The organism is Nostoc sp. DSM 114167, assembly GCF_052692655.1.
The window spans coordinates 4644422-4662796 of record NZ_CP195116.1 but is presented as its reverse complement, the minus strand read 5'-3'; the positions used below and the strand labels follow the sequence as shown (position 1 = coordinate 4662796).

The 18375-nt window shown below is 42.5% G+C and carries 10 protein-coding genes; 2 read left to right on the top strand and 8 right to left on the bottom strand.

Annotation, left to right across the window (positions count from 1 at the left end):
- Positions 1-118: 118 nt before the first annotated feature.
- Positions 119-6736, bottom strand: coding sequence for a HAMP domain-containing protein (locus NSTC731_RS19775; RefSeq protein WP_445626427.1), 6618 nt, complete (start codon positions 6734-6736; stop codon positions 119-121).
- Between the two features lie 423 nt (positions 6737-7159).
- Here NSTC731_RS19775 and NSTC731_RS19770 point away from each other — a divergent pair, with 423 nt between their 5' ends.
- Entirely contained in the window at positions 7160-7858 is a 699-nt protein-coding gene (locus NSTC731_RS19770; protein WP_445626426.1) for a Uma2 family endonuclease, read from the top strand.
- Positions 7859-8652: 794 nt separating this feature from the next.
- Here NSTC731_RS19770 and NSTC731_RS19765 read toward each other — a convergent pair.
- The 7 genes from NSTC731_RS19765 to NSTC731_RS19735 all read right to left on the bottom strand — a co-directional run bounded on the left by NSTC731_RS19765 (position 8653) and on the right by NSTC731_RS19735 (position 16682).
- Positions 8653-9075, bottom strand: a complete 423-nt coding sequence (locus tag NSTC731_RS19765) for a hypothetical protein (RefSeq protein ID WP_445626425.1) — start codon at positions 9073-9075, stop codon at positions 8653-8655.
- Positions 9076-9805: 730 nt separating this feature from the next.
- Entirely contained in the window at positions 9806-9991 is a 186-nt protein-coding gene (locus tag NSTC731_RS19760) for a type II toxin-antitoxin system HicA family toxin (RefSeq protein ID WP_445626424.1), read from the bottom strand.
- The gene (locus NSTC731_RS19755; protein ID WP_445626423.1) at positions 9991-10212 is read right to left on the bottom strand and encodes a type II toxin-antitoxin system HicB family antitoxin; all 222 of its coding nucleotides are present in this window, start codon (positions 10210-10212) and stop codon (positions 9991-9993) included. Before NSTC731_RS19755 ends, NSTC731_RS19760 begins: the two co-directional genes overlap by 1 nt.
- A gap of 34 nt (positions 10213-10246) precedes the next feature.
- Complete coding sequence (locus NSTC731_RS19750; protein WP_445626422.1) at positions 10247-11011, bottom strand: hypothetical protein; 765 nt, start codon at positions 11009-11011, stop codon at positions 10247-10249.
- A gap of 131 nt (positions 11012-11142) precedes the next feature.
- On the bottom strand, positions 11143-14823 hold the full coding sequence (bchH, locus tag NSTC731_RS19745; RefSeq protein ID WP_445626421.1) for a magnesium chelatase subunit H: 3681 nt from the start codon (positions 14821-14823) through the stop codon (positions 11143-11145).
- Between the two features lie 84 nt (positions 14824-14907).
- Positions 14908-15513 carry a hypothetical protein gene (locus NSTC731_RS19740; RefSeq protein ID WP_445626420.1) on the bottom strand — a complete coding sequence of 202 codons (606 nt, stop codon included), beginning with the start codon at positions 15511-15513 and terminating at the stop codon, positions 14908-14910.
- Positions 15514-15527: 14 nt separating this feature from the next.
- Positions 15528-16682: an L-histidine N(alpha)-methyltransferase gene (locus tag NSTC731_RS19735; RefSeq protein ID WP_445626419.1), complete on the bottom strand. Its 1155-nt coding sequence runs from the start codon at positions 16680-16682 to the stop codon at positions 15528-15530.
- A 713-nt stretch (positions 16683-17395) separates the two neighbouring features.
- Between NSTC731_RS19735 and NSTC731_RS19730 the strand changes: the two genes are divergently transcribed.
- Positions 17396-18337, top strand: a complete 942-nt coding sequence (locus tag NSTC731_RS19730; RefSeq protein ID WP_445626418.1) for an N-acetylmuramoyl-L-alanine amidase — start codon at positions 17396-17398, stop codon at positions 18335-18337.
- Positions 18338-18375 lie beyond the last annotated feature (38 nt).

Here is an 18375-nt window from a genome sequence, read left to right as displayed (position 1 = left end):
TTAAGGTTTTTGGGGCTAACCCAAGCGTATTGGTTTATTATTCCCCTTTCCCCTTTACCCTTTCCCCTTTAACCGAACCGTATTGGGTGTGGTTCAAATACGTAAGAATATTATTTCGTTAACGATATAGCCAAACACGCAATAGCGACAGCAATTGTTCTGTATCTACGGGTTTGGTGATGTAATCTGATGCGCCCGCTTCAATACACTTCTCGCGATCGCCTTGCATGGCTTTAGCGGTCAGTGCAATAATCGGCAAAGATTTAAATTGCTCGTTTTGGCGGATTAAGCGTGTTGTTTCGTAACCGTCCATTTCTGGCATCATTACGTCCATCAAAACAACATCAATATCTGGTGTAGTTTCCAACAAGTTAATCCCCTCTCTGCCGTTTTCAGCGTATAAAACCTGTATTTGATAGCGCTCCAGCATACTTGTCAGCGCAAAGATATTACGCATATCGTCGTCTACGATTAGCGCTTTTTTGCCAGCGAGTAAGTAGTCTATGGAATGCAGTTGTTCAAGTATTTCTCGTTTGGGTGCTGGTAAATTTGCTTGGACTCGGTGTAAAAATAATGCTGTTTCATCGAGGAGACGTTCGGGCGATCGCACATCTTTAATGATGATTGTTTCGGCAATTCGTCTGAGTTCCGTTTCTTGAGCTTTGCTAATATCTCTACCTGTGTAGACAATAATTGGTAAAGTTTTACCGTGAGGTAGAAGCTTTATTTGCTCGATCAGTTCAAACCCAGTCATATCGGGTAGCCCTAAATCGAGAACGAGGCAATCAAAATGCTGTGAGCGAATAGCTTCTAAAGCTGCTGCACCAGTGCCTACTGCTGTGGTCGAAACATCGCTGTTACCAATCAACTCCACAATACTCAGCCGTTGAGCGTCGTCGTCTTCGACTACCAACAAATTTTTCACTTGGCGCTCAACAAAACCTTTAATTTTGGTCAACGCCTCGGATACGATCTCGCTGGTTAAAGGTTTTTGCAGATATGCGATCGCACCTAATTGCAAACCGCGTTGTCTTCCTTCCTCAACGGTCATGATATGTACAGGAATGTGGCGGGTATTTGGGTCATGCTTCAAACGATCTAATACAGTCCAACCATCCATTTCTGGCAACCTGATATCTAGCAAAATCGCTGAAGGTAGGAATTGCTGCGCTAGCATCAAACCTGTAGTGCCTGTTTGGGCAGCGATCGCTTTGAATCCTTGCTGTTGTGCCATATCTAGCAGGATACGCGCAAAATTAACGTCATCCTCAACAATTAGTAACACGCGATCGCCTACGCCGATAGTAGCGCGATCGTCATTAATCAGTGCTGAGTTAGGAGTTAAGAGTGAGGAGTGGGTAGAGACGCGATTAATCGCGTCTGTGCTGGATTGTGTTGATGTTGACTCAGCGTTCGGAACTCGGAACTCTGGACTCAATTGGGGGAAGTAGAATGTAAAGGTGCTGCCTTGACCTGGTTGACTGATTAGTTTAATTTCGCCGCCAAAGAGACGGGCGATTTCACGGCTAATTGATAAGCCCAATCCAGTACCGCCGTATCTCCGACTGGTAGAGCCATCGGCTTGCTGAAATGCCTCGAAAATAACTTTCTGCTTGTCGGGAGCAATACCAATGCCTGTATCGCTGACTGAGAAGGCGATGACATTTTGGGCGCGATTCAAAGTTTCTTGATCTTTGCTCCATCCCTGCTTCGCCACCGCAATCTGTAAGCGTACCTCTCCTTTTTCTGTAAATTTAAAAGCATTGGAGAGGAGATTTTTTAAGACCTGTTGTAAACGTTTGACATCTGTATAGATGGTTGTGGGCAATTCGGGAGCCAATTCAATTGTGAAACCAAGTCCTTTGCTCTGAGCGATTTGTCGGAAGGTGCGCTCAATCTGATCGCCCAATTCTGTCAATGGCATTTGAGTTATGTCAATTGACATAGTTCCAGATTCAATTTTGGCGAGATCGAGAATGTCATTGATTAACGCCAACAAATCAGTCCCGGCTGAGTAGATTGTTTGGCTGTATTCGACTTGTTTGGCGGTAAGGTTGCGATCGATGTTATCTGACAACAATTTCGCCAAAATCAACAAGCTGTTCAACGGTGTCCGCAGTTCATGGGACATATTGGCGAGAAATTCTGATTTATATTTTGAAGAAAGGGCGAGTTGTTCAGCTTTGTCTTCCAAAGAAAGTCTTGCTTGTTCAATTTCCCGATTTTTGCGCTCGACTTCTTTCTTTTGCATCGCCAACAACTCTGCCTTTTCTTCTAACTCAGCGTTGGTTTGTTGCAGTTCTTCTTGCTGTCCTTTGAGTAAATCTTCAGAGGCTTTGAGTGATTGGGCTTGTTGTTCTAAGCGCTTGTTAGTTTCCCTGAGTTCGCTTTGCTGGGTTTGGAGTTCTTCAGCCAATGATTGCGACTGCTTGAGTAATTCTTCAGTGCGCATCGATGCGGCGATCGTGTTGAGGACGATCGCGATACTTTCGGTAAGCTGGTCGAAGAATGTCAGATGAATTTCGCTAAAGCGGCGGAAGGATGCTAATTCAATGACTGCTGTCACTTGTCCTTCAAAAAGTACAGGTAACACTACGGCATTCAAGGGCGTGGCTTCTCCTAAACCAGAGGCAATTCTGACATAATCGCTTGGTACATCCGTTAGCAGTATTCGCTCTTTTTCTAAAGCGCATTGCCCCACTAAACCTTCACCCAAGTGGAAGCGGTTAGCTAGATGTCTGCGTTCCCGGTAAGCGTAGCTACTAATTAATTTCAAATACGGTGTATGTTCAGCAGATTCCATCAAAAAGAATACGCCATGTTGCGCTCCTACCAAAGGCGCTAGTTCTGAGAGAATTAGTTTAGATACGGTTTCCAAATCTCGCTGCCCTTGCAGCATTCGGGTAAACTTGGCGAGGTTAGTTTTCAACCAGTCTTGTTCGGTATTTTTCTGCGTTGTCTCGCGCAGATTAGCAATCATCTGGTTGATGTTGTCTTTGAGTATTGCAACTTCCCCTAGTGCTTCGACGGCAATTGAACGAGTTAAATCGCCCTTAGTTACAGCTGTAGCAACTTCGGCGATCGCTCGCAACTGAGTTGTCAGTGTAGCAGCGAGTTCATTTACATTATCCGTCAAATCTTTCCAAGTTCCAGCTGCCCCAGGTACTCTCGCTTGTCCGCCTAACTTTCCTTCGATTCCCACTTCCCGCGCTACTGTAGTTACTTGATTGGCAAATGTTGCTAGGGTATCAATCATCTCGTTGATTGTCTCTGCCAAGGTTTCGATTTCTCCTTTGGCATCTAACATCAGTTTTCGTTTCAAGTCACCGTTCGCAACTGCTGTTACGACTCTGGCGATACCGCGCACTTGTGCCGTTAAGTTACCCGCCATCGAGTTAACGTTATCTGTTAAATCCTTCCAAGTCCCTGCAACACCTTGGACTTGCGCTTGTCCGCCTAACTTCCCTTCAGTCCCCACTTCCCGCGCCACCCGCGTTACTTCACTGGCAAAGGAACTGAGTTGATCCACCATTGTATTGGTGGTGTTCTTCAAGTCTAAAATTTCGCCTCTGGCATCGACGGTAATTTTCTTAGATAAGTCGCCATTAGCTACCGCCTTGGTAACTTCGGCGATGTTGCGAACTTGTCCGGTGAGGTTCCCCGCCATCGAGTTCACATTGTCTGTTAAATCTTTCCAAGTTCCAGCTACGCCTCTGACGTAAGCTTGCACGCCCAATTTACCTTCGGTTCCCACCTCACGGGCAACTCTGGTAACTTCACTTGCAAAGGAATTGAGTTGATCCACCATTGTGTTGATGGTGTTTTTAAGCTCTTGAATTTCACCTTTGACATCAACGGTGATTTTCTTGGATAAATCGCCGTTTGCTACCGCCGTGGTAACTTCGGCAATGTTCCGCACCTGTGCCGTCAAGCTTCCCGCCATGAAGTTTACACTTTCGGTCAAGTCTTTCCAAGTACCTGCCACTCCCTTAACTTCTGCTTGTACGCCCAATTTACCCTCGGTTCCTACTTCCCGCGCCACCCGCGTTACTTCACTTGCAAAGGAATTGAGTTGATCCACCATTGTGTTAATGGTGTTTTTGAGTTCCAAAATTTCACCTTTGACATCAACAGAGATTTTTTTGGATAAGTCGCCATTTGCCACCGCCGTGGTAACTGTAGCAATATTTCGTACCTGTGCCGTTAAACTTCCCGCCATGAAGTTCACGCTGTCGGTTAAATCTTTCCAAGTTCCAGCTACGCCGCGCACATCTGCTTGTACGCCGAGTTTACCTTCGCTTCCCACTTCCCGCGCCACCCGCGTTACTTCACTGGCAAAGGAGTTGAGTTGATCCACCATTATATTGATGGTATTCTTGAGTTCCAGAATTTCGCCTTTGACGGCAACAGTAATTTTCTTCGATAAATCACCATTGGCGATCGCAGTTGTCACTTCGGCAATGTTCCGCACTTGTGCCGTCAAGCTTCCCGCCATGAAGTTTACGCTGTCAGTTAAATCTTTCCAAGTTCCGGCAACGTCTTTTACTTCCGCTTGTACGCCCAATTTACCTTCAGTTCCCACCTCACGCGCCACTCTGGTAACTTCTGATGCAAAGGAACTGAGTTGATCCACCATTGTGTTAATGGTATTTTTCAACTCCAGAATTTCACCTTTGACATCAACAGTAATTTTCTTAGATAAATCGCCTGTTGCAACCGCCGTAGTCACTTCGGCGATGTTCCGCACCTGCGCCGTCAAGCTTCCCGCCATGAAATTCACGCTGTCGGTTAAATCTTTCCAAGTGCCAGCCACGCCGCGCACTTCTGCTTGCACGCCGAGTTTACCCTCGCTTCCCACCTCACGCGCAACCCTTGTTACTTCTGATGCAAAAGAATTCAGTTGATCCACCATTGTGTTGATGGTATTTTTCAACTCCAGAATTTCACCTTTGACATCAACGGTAATTTTCTTGGATAAATCGCCTGTTGCCACAGCCGTAGTCACTTCGGCAATATTTCGCACCTGTGCCGTTAAACTTCCCGCCATGAAGTTTACGCTGTCGGTTAAATCTTTCCAAGTTCCCGCCACACCGCGCACATCGGCTTGCACGCCTAATTTACCTTCACTTCCCACCTCACGCGCAACTCTAGTAACTTCCGATGCAAAAGAACTGAGTTGATCTACCATGATATTGATGGTGTTCTTCAGTTCCAGAATTTCACCTTTAACATCGACGGTGATTTTTTTCGATAAATCGCCATTGGCGATCGCAGTCGCAACTTCGGCAATATTTCGCACCTGTCCGGTGAGATTACCCGCCATTAAGTTAACGTTATCGGTTAAATCTTTCCAAGTCCCCGCAACTCCCCGGACTTCTGCTTGTACGCCCAATTTTCCTTCAGTTCCCACTTCACGGGCAACTCTTGTTACTTCTGATGCAAAGGAATTGAGTTGATCCACCATTGTGTTGATGGTATTTTTCAACTCCAAAATTTCGCCTTTGACATCCACAGTGATTTTCTTAGATAAGTCGCCATTTGCTACCGCCGTAGTCACTTCGGCAATATTCCGCACCTGTGCCGTCAAGCTTCCCGCCATGAAATTCACACTATCGGTAAGGTCTTTCCACGTACCCGCTACGCCGCGCACTTCTGCTTGACCGCCTAATTTTCCTTCTGCACCCACCTCACGCGCAACCCTTGTTACTTCCGATGCAAAGGAATTCAGCTGATCCACCATGATGTTGACGGTGTTTTTCAACTCTAAAATTTCGCCTTTGACATCAACAGTAATTTTCTTGGATAAGTCGCCATTCGCTACCGCCGTAGTAACTTCGGCAATATTACGGACTTGCGCAGTTAAATTTCCTGCCATCAAATTCACGTTATCGGTTAAATCCTTCCAAGTCCCTGCTACTCCTTTAACCTCGGCTTGTACGCCCAATTTCCCTTCAGTTCCCACCTCACGCGCCACCCGCGTTACTTCCGATGCAAAAGAATTAAGCTGATCCACCATCGTGTTGACGGTGTTTTTGAGTTCCAGAATTTCGCCCTTCACATTGACAGTGATTTTCTTGGATAAATCGCCATTGGCGATCGCAGTGGCAACTTCGGCAATGTTGCGAACTTGTCCGGTGAGATTACCCGCCATCAAGTTAACGTTATCAGTCAAATCTTTCCAAGTGCCAGCCACACCTTGCACTTCGGCTTGAACGCCCAATTTACCTTCGGTTCCTACTTCCCGCGCCACCCGCGTTACTTCCGATGCAAAAGAACCGAGCCGTTCTACCATCGTGTTAACGATATTTGCAGTTTGGAGAAACTCACCTTGCAGAGGTCTGCCTTCAATTTCTGTGGCGATCGTTTGCGATAAGTCACCATTAGCAACTGAGCGAATTACACGAGTAGTTTCAGCTGTTGGTTGAACTAAATCTGTAATTAGACTATTGACAGAAGTCACGCAATCTGACCAAGAACCACGAACATCTCCGAGAGAGGCACGTTCAGCAATTTTTCCTTCTTTGCCAACAACGTTACCAATTCGCTGTAACTCTGCCGCCATCCGCTCGTTCTGGTCAATAATATCATTGAGCGTATCAGCTATTTTCCCCGCCACACCAGTACGATCTATGGGCATCCGAGCAGAGAAGTCACCCTGTTTAACAGCATTCAGCGTTCTTAGTAGCTGATTTAAATCTAGATTGTCGCTGTCTCTAGTTAACTGTTCGGTTGCCATAGCCTTATCCTTAATCTTGAATCTTGAGAAATTTTTTATATTTTTTGCACCCCGTACTTATTTAGAGTACTTTTAGCCAATGCGTATCACAATAGAGAGCAGGGAATAGAAAGTGGATCGAACTAATATTTTTATGGGTGCGAGTGTAAACAGTCAAGAAAGACTGCTAACTAAATGGTATTGCCGTCAATATATCTGGCATACCACTTAGCTAATGATAGCTAGTTGGAATCTGTTATGCAGCATTAATTATCGGCGATGTCTAACTTGGGCAGTAAGCGATCGCACGTAGAACATACGATGATAATTAACAGTACGTTTTATGATTTTTGGAATTTGAGGAAAACAGCAAATCAATAAATTCTAACTGATAACTGAGGTTTGCTAAAGTCAAAAATATCCGGCAACTCCAAGGATTGGCAAATGGTTAGAGAGTACTCACCCCAGAGACATCTGCCTCCGCTTGAAAGTGGCGATCGTCTAACGCGTCCTGAATTTGAACGGCGTTATGCGGCTGCACCCCATATCAAGAAAGCAGAACTGATTGAAGGAATCGTTTACATCGCATCTCCTGTAAGACACGAACAGCATGGCAAACCTCACAGTCGCGTCATAACTTGGTTAGGAGTCTACCAATCACTGACTCCTGGCGTTGATTTGAGCGTTGAACCAACGGTAAGACTAGATTTAGACAATGAACCCCAGCCAGATGCAGCATTGTTTATTGAACCAGACGCAGGCGGACAAACCCGTTTGAGCAGCGACGGTTACATTGAAGGATCTCCGGAATTGATTGTTGAAATTGCCGCAAGTAGTGTAGCCATTGATACAGGTAGCAAAAAGCAGGTTTATCGCCGTAATGGGGTGTTAGAGTACGTAATCTGGCAATCTTACGAGAATAAAATTGAATGGTTTTGCCTCATTGATGGCGATTATCGATTGCTATCTCCCGGTGCAGATGGAATTATTCGCTCTGGGGTGTTTCCGGGTTTGTGGTTAGCGGTGGAGGCGCTGTTAAACAATCAGATGGTGCGAGTGTTGGAGGTGGTGCAAGCGGGGTTGAAATCACCGGAACATGATGCGTTTGTGCAGCAGTTGCAGAAATACACAAGTCTGAAATAGTTTACTCACTGAGTTTTCGCCTTAGTTTTACCCCACCCTAACCCTCCTTTCAAGGGCAGGCTTTTAGGCTTTCGATAAATAGTTGAGAATGTTCTCAATTATTGAACGTAGTTTTAAGTTCTCAGACAATGGTTTTGGTTTTAAAATCCCAAAAATTTGTCTAATCAAAAAAACCTGCCCCAGAAAGCCCTAACCCTCCCCTTGCAAAGGGGAGGGAACTAGATTTGTTTTTCCCCCCTTGGAAAGCTACAGTGTATACACAAGTCTGAAATAGTTTACTCATTTGGTTTTCGCGTTAGTTTTACCCCACCCTAACCCTCCCCTTGCAAAGGCTACGGTGTACACACAAGTCTGAAGTCGTTGATAAATATCGGTTTTACCCCACCCTAACCCTCCTTTCAAGGGCAGGCTTTTAGGCTTTCGATAAATAGTTGAGAATGTTCTCAATTATTGAACGTAGTTTTAAGTTCTCAGACAATGGTTTTGGTTTTAAAATCCCAAAAATTTGTCTAATCAAAAAAACCTGCCCCAGAAAGGGGGATTAAGGGGGGTAATTAGACTTGTGTGTACACCGCAGCTTGCAAAGGGGAGGGAACTAGATTCTTGTTTCCCCCCTTTGCAAGGGGGGATTAAGGGGGGTAATTTGACTTGTGTATACACGGTAGCCTTAAAAAAGGGGGAACTAGTGCCCCCTTTTTAATGGAGTTGAAGGATCTCAAACTACAGTAAATTAAGTATTTGAGCTTAAGTTGACACTAAACCCTATTGGATTTTACTCAACTCACGATCGCACCCTACACCCGATTCATAGATCCATTTGCAGAAGAAACCTTAACAGAATCGGCTGCTAAAGAATTGGTGGGTTTAGAATTGCCTAATACGCTTCGCTTCTTCTTGGTATTACCTCGTCTAGCACCACCCGCCATCTCGTATTCTGGGCTGTTTTTACCGTAACGGCTGCCAACTCCTAGTAACATTTTTTCTGACATGGTTATTACAACCTGTTCGGCGTTATTCACGTCATCTGTGAGTTTGTCAATGGTAGATAATGCAGTGTTGTAGGCAGCAAGCTTAGACCGGAGATCGTTAATTGTCATGGTGTAAGCTTGTATAGTCAATCCTTCCCCAAAGTCAAGTTCTACACTGATAGATTGTAAACTTTCAATCCGGCGATCGGCTCGTTCTAAAACGCTGGAATTTCTTTTACGACGTGCCATAATGCATCTCTGCTACTAGGTTTATAGTACTGTTTTATACCAAGCTATTCCTGATTGTCATGGGAAAATATCGCAAATCAGTTGCGCTCGCATCTCGAAAAGCTTACTTAATTTCACTTAGACTATACTTGATTTCAGGTATTAAATTGATTCATAAGTTGGTTACAACAATTGCTGCAATGATTTAAGCCTTTCTTATACATGAAAGAACATTTGTTGCAAAGTATTAAGTCTTTCCAGCAAGGGCTTATACTTTGCCAGAAAAACTTAAGCCTTTCTTATACATGGAAGAACATCTGTTGCAAAGTATTAAGCCTTTCCAGCAAGGGATTATACATTTGCTAGAAAAACTTAAGCCTTTCTTATACATGAAGTAATCTTAGCTGCAAAGGTTTAAATTTTTACAGTTTTAAGCGTAAAAGCGAATCAAAAATAAGAACACCAAAGAGCCTATTATTTATCTGGTCGTACTCAAGCAACATCACTAAATGCATGGTCACTACCAAAGAGTTGCCTCTCGAACTGCGTAGGTTGGATTGAGGAACGAAACCCTACATTTTTGGTGGTTTGTTGGGTTTCACTTCCTACCCCTACGGGGAAGCAAGCTACAACCCAACCTATGATTATCCTTAACCCAAGGGTATTAGTCTATATTTTTCGTAATTGATTAGATATCTTGCACGAATACAAAACTAACCCACCCTGCGGAAGCCATAACATACTTACAACACTAGGGTGGGAAAATCTCTAAATCTTTGCAAATTTTGATAACTAGAATATCAATAATCTCAGTATGTCTTGGAACTGCCGAAGTTCTGTTGTTTGATGGATTGTAATAAATCGTATGCCTTCCACCTTCTCGAAGAAACAAACAGCCGTTCTTTTCCAAATGGCGAATCAATTCACGTCTTTTCACTATAATTTGACAGTAATCTGTTCGCGGAGGACATCTTTACCGGAGAGTTGTTGCTCTGCGAGTTCCCGATTTGAGATTAGAATCAACTCTATCGCTTCCCGTAGGCTTTCTCTAGCTTCTTCCAGAGTTCTCTCTTGGACATTTGCACCAGGTAGCTCTTGAACGTAGCCAATATACCAGTCATCTAACTTTTCATATACAGCAGTAAAAGAGTTTTCCATACTCAACCCCAAATACCTCACTTCGAGTCTATAACTATACTAGCTTTTGCATTGCAGCCACAACAATTTCTGCGAGGTTCTCTGATAAAGTTAGAAGTGGCTTTTGAAGTCCCCATTCCTTAACTTTAGTTGCAGAAAGAGCGCCATGAGCCGTTGCATTCCGCAGTGCTTTTGCGAGTCTTACAGCTTCAACCCAGTTAGAAATAGGTTGAGATTTCACTATCCAATTTTCGATGATTTCTTGATCTCCATTTCCAAGACTGAGAAAATCTGCAAGTGCGCTCTTTCCTGGAATTGATGTATTTATATTAAGCCATTTCTCAAGATTGACTCTTCTTGAATCGGGTGGATTTAATGGATTATAATTGTTTAGTAAATCACATTTAACCGTGAAAGATTTAATATTTTCTGTCTTTAGACCTCCATTACTTTTTTTCAATAGCAATGTTTTTGTAATTGTTTCAAATCCACCCCAGGTCATCACAAGTCGCCACTGAATACCACGTGCTTTATGTGTATCATTGGGTTTGTCAACTGAGCTATGTCCAACAGCAGGCTCCTGCCATTCTAAACCAGATTTAATCAAATAAAATCCTTTTGATAAGCCTTGAATAACATCATAAATATGGTCTGAGTTGTCTGAATGAGTCTGGTTGAAGTGTGAGAGCTTCTGGTGTATATGTTTGCACTTGGCTGGATCATTTATGCAAGATTCATAGGAACCAATAAATTGCCATAGTTCGCGCGAGACATCTTCAAGACGTGTAGATGTATTTAGAGAATTTTGGATAACCATCATTATGAATAATATTTGTTGTCATCCAAAAATATATACAGAAACAGCCTATTTTTAAGAAGGTATTCTGCATATAAATTGGTTTAATTATTCTATTTAGATAATTTAGATATTAATCCAGTATAAATACTGAATTAAACCACAACCCCTTCCAATTCCTCATCTGTCAACTCATACAATTGCCGCAACTTATCTAACTTATCATCATCAGCTTCCCAGAAACCCCGCCCATGCGCCTCCAACATTCTGCCTAAAATATTGCGAAAAGCTTCAGGATTTGCCTTGCGTAATTTCTCCGCCATCTCTGCGTCTAAGGCATAAGTATCTGCCGCTTGGTCGTAAACCCAATCATCGCTAAAATCGGCAGTACCACCCCAACCAATCAACGCCGTCATCCGTTGGGAAATTTCAAACGCACCACCAGAACCTTGATTCGCCATCGCTTGCGCCCATTTGGGATTTACCAACTTAGTGCGATACTCCATTCTGAGCAAATCATCTAACTTGCGGGGTGTAGTATCCTTCGAGAAACTTTCTACAAAACTGGTTGTAACCTTCTTACCGCCTTGTTTTTCTGCTGCCTTTTTCAAACCGCCGGTATTGGCGTAATATTCTTGAATATCAGTTAAACCATATTCTACCGAATCGATTTCTTGAACAATGCGATCGCTAGTTTTTAACAACGTATTCAACACTTCCGGTCTAGCTTGACCTTTATCTTCTCTCCCGTAGCTAAATACATTGCGACTTTGCCAAGTATTGCCTAACTCCTCGCCAGATTCCCAGTTACCATCAACCACGCGATCGTTCACTAAAGAACCAAAATCACCCGTTGGATTAGAAAACAATCTCGCCGATGCATTTTCCACACCTTGGGCTTTTAAAGCTAAAGCGTGTTTCCTGATAAAATTTTGATCGTCCGGTTCATCAACATCAGCCGCCCGTTGAAATAAATCATCCAACAATTCGATAATATTTACAAAACTATCCCGAAAAATCCCAGACAAATTACCCAACACATCAATGCGGGGATGTCCAACTTCCGCCAACGGCTTCAATTCATAACGAACAATTCTGCCAGTTCCTTCCTTAACAGGTTCAGCCCCTACCAATTCCAACAGAATTCCCAAAGATTCACCTTTAGTTTTAATTGCATCCAATCCCCATAACATCACCGCCACCGTTTCAGGATATTTCCCATGTTCATCCAAATGCTGGGCGATAATTTTTTGAGCAATTTCCCGTCCCCGTTCATAAGCAGCAGGTGAAGGCATCCGATAAGGATCTAAAGCATGAATATTTCTCCCAGTCGGTAACACACCAGCGCCATCTCGCAACAAATCACCACCAGGCGCAGGCGGAATATACTCTCCATTCAACCCCCTTAACAAATTTGTTAACTCATCCGTAGATTGCATCAACAAGTCTTTGATTAGTTTTTCTTCTTCTTTTTCTCCTTCATCCTCTCCAAAATAAGCTTCCAAATACGATTTTAATTCTTCCTCATTTGGTGCTTCCCCCAACGTATGCAACCCAGAAGAAAACAACCGATTTTCTAAAACCTGCAAATATTCATACAACTCCACCAAATAATCATCAAAAGCATGATTGCTAAACATCCGCACATTTTCAGGAGTAAACGCAATACCCAACCGTTTAGCATCCTCAAAGGGACAATCTGCATCTAAACCAGAGTCCACAATTTTTTTACAAATCCCTTCCTTCAAAACATAATTCTTTTGTGGATCTTCGCGATACTCCGAAATCAAATCTCGCAACGCCACCAATTCCTTATACAAACCTGCACGCCCATAAGGCGGTACATTATGAGAAATTAACACACCATAACCGCGACGTTTTGCCAACATCGATTCAGACGGATTGTTTGCCGCATATATATATAGATTAGGCAAATTTCCTAACAAAATATCCGACCAAGAATAACCCGTATTACCCAAAGGAGAACCAGGCAACCATTCCACCGTCCCATGCATCCCAAAGTGAACTATAGCATCAGCTTGAAACTCATTTTGCAGCCATTTATAATAAGCTGCATATTGGGGATGGGGCGTTAAATCTCGTTCAAACATTAAGCGCATGGGATCGCCTTGTATCCCTAATGGTGGCTGTACACCTATCCATACATTTCCTAATTGCACACCGCCAATTTGAAATTCATCGCCATAAGTTTTAATTCCAGTTCCCGTGAGAGATTTCCATTGTTTTTCGATACGGGAGGTTTGCAGATATCCCAACCATTTTTCTAGAGTGCGGGTGCTAACGGACGCAGGAATATTTTTTGTATCATCTAAAGATTCATCCGCCTCTTTCACCCGGCGAATCAATTCTTCGCCATCATCAGGTAAATCTCCCACGGTGTAACCTTGTTCTTTGAGTGCGTGGAGAAACTTCAGCAAACTACGCGGCACATTTAATAATGCAGCTGTGCCTACAGCACCATAACCAGGAGGAAAGCCATATAATATAATGGCAATCTTGCGTTCAGATGCAGGTTTTTGCCGCAAAGCTACCCAACTTTTAACCCTATCGATTAATCGCTGCATCCGTTCGGGAACCAGATAAATATTTTCACCTACTAAACCACCAAGGGGAACGGTATCAATAGCGCCATCTAATTCTGGTAAAGCATACAACACGACACTTTGCAATCCGCCGATACCTTGGCGCGTCCACGAGTAAATATCTTGAATTAATAGTGGTGCAGCAACAATATAAGGTACATTCTTGGCAGTGAGGATGCGTTTTGCTACTTCCACCTGACGGCCAGCTTCCATTGAACCAGCCGGGCCACCTACCAGAGGAAAGCCAATTGTGGAAACGATCGCATCTACTTTTACTGCTTCATTAGAAAGTGAGGGAGTCTCTATGTTACCTAGTTGTCGTTGCTGAATTTCATAGTCGGTTGTCATCAAATCTCGTACCGCCACGTGTCCTTCTACGCCGTTGATGAAGATGGGTAAAGGAGTTAACCCAGCTGTTTCAAAACTGCGAATTAGTTGGGGAATGTAAGGTTGTTTGGTGATGACGTGTTTGCGGTAGAGGAGAATTCCGATAACTGGTTTTGTAGAGATGCGATTCATCGCGTCTGTAGAATAGACACGATGAATCGCGTCTCTACAATGGGTTTCATACCATTCCAAATATTCGCGGGGGGATTCAAAAAACCCTGGATAGTCGGGGTGGAGTAATCCGATGTTGGGGGTTTCGACTAGCGGGGGAATGTCGCCGACTTTTAAATTTAAATATTTTTCTGCCAGTGTCCAGAATAATGAAGCGACGTTTTCTGGGCCGCCAGCATTCCAGTAACCGTAGATAATTAACCAGTTGCGTAAGTCTTGGACTTTTTGCACTGGGACGTATTTCAGTAGTTTGGGGCCAATTTTTAAGAAGCTGATGTAACCAGCAAGTTTGTCTTCTTCTCGTCCATTGCTGAATTTGTCGAGGATAAATTTAACTGGTTTGGGCATTCCTTTGGGTTTGTCGCCAATGGCAAAGTCACCCAACTTGGTTAAACTTATCAATTCCAAGGCTGACTCGAAAACTAGGCGGATGGGAATTTGGGCAATGCGATCGCGCAACCACACAACTTGGTCATAATCAAATAGTAGGCTACCGAAAAACACATCAGCGCCATCAAGTGCTGTTTCTACCTCGGCGCGTTTGGTTGTAAGATCGCGATCGCTAAATACCCGAATATCCAACTCAGGACAGCGAGAGTTAGCCAAAAAGGCTGCTTTTCTGTACAAGTCAGCGTTGAATGATTCAAACCCAGCAATCAAGACGATGCGTTTCATGCCTGTAAGCTACGAAATATTTCTTTACTTAAATTTTAAACGTGCTTTCAGGCTGATTGTTAAATATCTACCCACAGATTCCGGTCAGTAGTTCCTTGAAGGGATGAGGACTTCACTATCGCTACTACCTTTAGGATATTTTGATTGCAAAAAAGTTGTAATATGTTGAGTTAAATTCAGTGCATCATTGAACTCTTTTGACTGTTGTAGCGCTTCGTATAGCAAACGAATTTCTTGTGCTGACAAGTTTGTGAATGTACGCAACTCGGTAATATCTAATCTCCGGTTAAACTCATTGGCAGTATGTCGCCATTGATGTATAAGCGAAAATAACTCTCTATCTTGACGTTCTGCAAAGACATTAGATGCGATCGCTGTTTCGGTAACTGATATAATTAATCGCGGAAAAACTATCGGTCGTCCTGGCTTGTGTGAGTTTGGATTAAATCGTTCATCAGATAAAATTACGTCATTCGATCTGCACTCATTCAGTAAGGCACGCAGAAATTCTATCCTCTTTTCGTTAGCTGATGCCCATCGTTCGCCAAAAATCCCGGTAATTGTGGCTAATAATCCCAGACCTGTTAGTATTGGTTCCAAATTTTTTTCATCTCTAGTCCACCAGACGGCGGCTAAAATAAATCCCAGAAGTAGAGGGAAAAACGTGATAAAACTCACTAGGTTTTTCATACTCATATCACATCTTACCTTTTAGACCATATATCATTTGCTACAGAAGGATTATTGTTAATTCCTGAAGAGTCAGGGGCAATTAAGATTAAATCCATGCCAAATCCATTTTTTAAACGCGGTTCCAATACTGTGTGTAGCCGAGCGACAAGCACCAGGTTGCAATCTGATATAGTTTTCTGGATGCCATTAGAAGCATATTTCCGACTCAGATATAAACGAATCGTATCCTGGTCTTCAAAATTCATTACTGACCGATCGGGTAACATTACTTCAATTTTGTTTTTAGTTAGATTGCGATACAATATTTTTATTAAAATTCCTCGATCGGCTTCTACAGTACCTTCAAAAAACACACTATTTAAGTCGATATGTAAATCAGTATTTTGCAGCAACGCACTGGTGACAAACTCTTTAAACGATTTAGTTTTTGCGTATTCTTTGGCTGCATTTTGTGCCGCTTCTTCGCTTAATTCTTCGGTGGTAGCTACTTCTAGGAGTAGTCTATCTTCAGGTCGCATTAGTTTAGAAATAGTTTGCAAAAGTTCTGTGTCTTGCTGAAAGTTAGCTAATGTGTTCCCCAAAAGCGAAAATAGCACCGGACTGTTATTGATAACTCTATCTAGTAGTTTTCGTAACTCGTCAACATTTCTCTCAATTGAGAAGTCAACTTGAATTGGCAATACATGGCTACCTTGCAATTGCGATCCTCTCGTTGCTTGTTGCACACCTAGCCTTAACATTTCCGAACTCATATCAACTGGAAAGTAGAGTAAATCGGGATTTGCGTTAATCAATAAACTTAAAATGTGTTGGTCTTTTTCACCGGTGCCTACGCCTAAACTTACATAATGATATTTTTGATCTTTGATATTATTTGTATTAATTTCATTCCATCGATATCTAAAAGATTCTATACTCTCTTTCATTACGAGATAGAAGCGATCGTTGCAAGCACGATCCCAGGCGATGGTTGGGCCGATTCCCCAATAGGAAAAACCAGATAAAATCTCTTTTCCATCGCCTGTTGCAGAAAATTCCCCTCTCAATTCTTGCGTGAGTTCTGCAAGTTTGCTAGATTGATCTTCCCCTATAAAACAAAGAGTCCACCCTAAGCCGGGTTCATTGATGGAATTCTCCAGTAGCTTCACAAAATTTAAAGATCCCATGTTGAGCCTCGTTTCTTGAGCAGTTTAGTTTGTTAATCTCGCACAGGTGTGTCTAGTAGTCTGCCAACCCAAAATTGCTATGTTTGGACTGGGAAAAGGGGAAAGGGGAAAGGGGAAGGAATTAAAACCTTTTCCCTTTACCCCTTACCCTTTACCCCGCCAAGTTTCCTTGGTGAACTACTAGAAGCGATGGCTACGCCAACGCCAAGGGCGAACGCGTATTCATTAATACTGTAAAGCATTGTGTGTTAAGCTGCTCAGGGTTAACAAGAAGCCAAGGGTAGAGTCTGTCAAGGGTTTACGGCCTTATAAACCCAGATGCACATCAAGGGGTGCGTTCGGTTTTGGGATTTGGGCATCTAACTAAGTACATTTGTCATGGCTTTCCAGTTTTACAAAGCGTTATTATCTAAAAAATGGAGGCAATTACTAGATTTCAATTTATTGCAAAATTTTACTGGTTATTCTCGATATTGATAACTTATAATAGTTGTGTTTTTGGTTACAATATAGCTTGTAATTAATGGATTTTACCAAATCAAAGTTACTGCTCAGGTTCGCACAAAAACTTATTTGGTTTAATAGCGTAGGAATGCTGAAAATAATGCAGCCATTGCTAACAAGTATTTTCACAAAGTTATTAACAAAACTTTGTCTATATAATTAGAAAAGTTTTGAATTAGTGTAAAAACAATTAAATTGAGGATGAAATAATGAAATTCGGAATCGATAGCGGGCACAATTGTCCACCAGATACAGGAGCTAGAGGAATTAAATTCGAGGATAATTTAACTTTAGATGTCGGTAATAGAGTTATAGCCAAATTAAGAGCTTTAGGAAATGAAGTCGTAGTATGTAAACCAAGTAGTGCTAGTACAGTACGTGAATCACTCTCAAAAAGATGTTCTACAGCTAATGCGAGTAAAGTAGATATTTACGTCTCGATTCATTTTAACTCTTTTAACGGGCAAGCTAATGGCACAGAAGTATTTGCAACTAGCGATACAGGTAGAAAAATCGCTAAACCTGTATTAGATGAAATCATCAAGTTAGGATTTTTTAATCGTGGCGTTAAGAGTGGTTCCCACTTGTTTGTTCTGAAAAATACAGATATGCCTGCTATCTTGGTAGAATGTTGCTTCCTCGATTCGCAAAAAGATATGAATCTTTTTAATCCTGAAGCAATGGCTAATGCAATTGTCAAAGGCTTAACTGGTAAAGTGGCAAGTGTTCCTGTTAACCCCGTACCAGATGAAGAAGATAATGTAGATACCACGATTCTCAGACTGCAAAAAGCCTTAAATCGACTAAAAATAACTGATAAAAATGGTAAAACATTAGTGGAAGATGGCTTCACAGGGGCTAACACCAAATCTGCTGTAGAAAAATTTCAGACTATTGTTGGGGTTCAGTCGACTGGAATTGCTGACACAACTACATGGAGTGCCATAAATCAAATTTTGGCAAAACGAATACTTAGACCTAACCATGCTGGTAATGCAGTTGTCAAATACTTGCAATACCGTTTAGGTGTGGATAATGATGGTGTCTACGGGCCGCAAACAGAGATTGTAGTTAAAAACTTTCAAAAGCAAAATGGTTTAGATGCCGATGGAATTATCGGCCCTGCTAGTTGGCAGAAATTAATTGGTTAGACTGATGGGGACTAGAGACTAGAGACTAGAGACTGAGG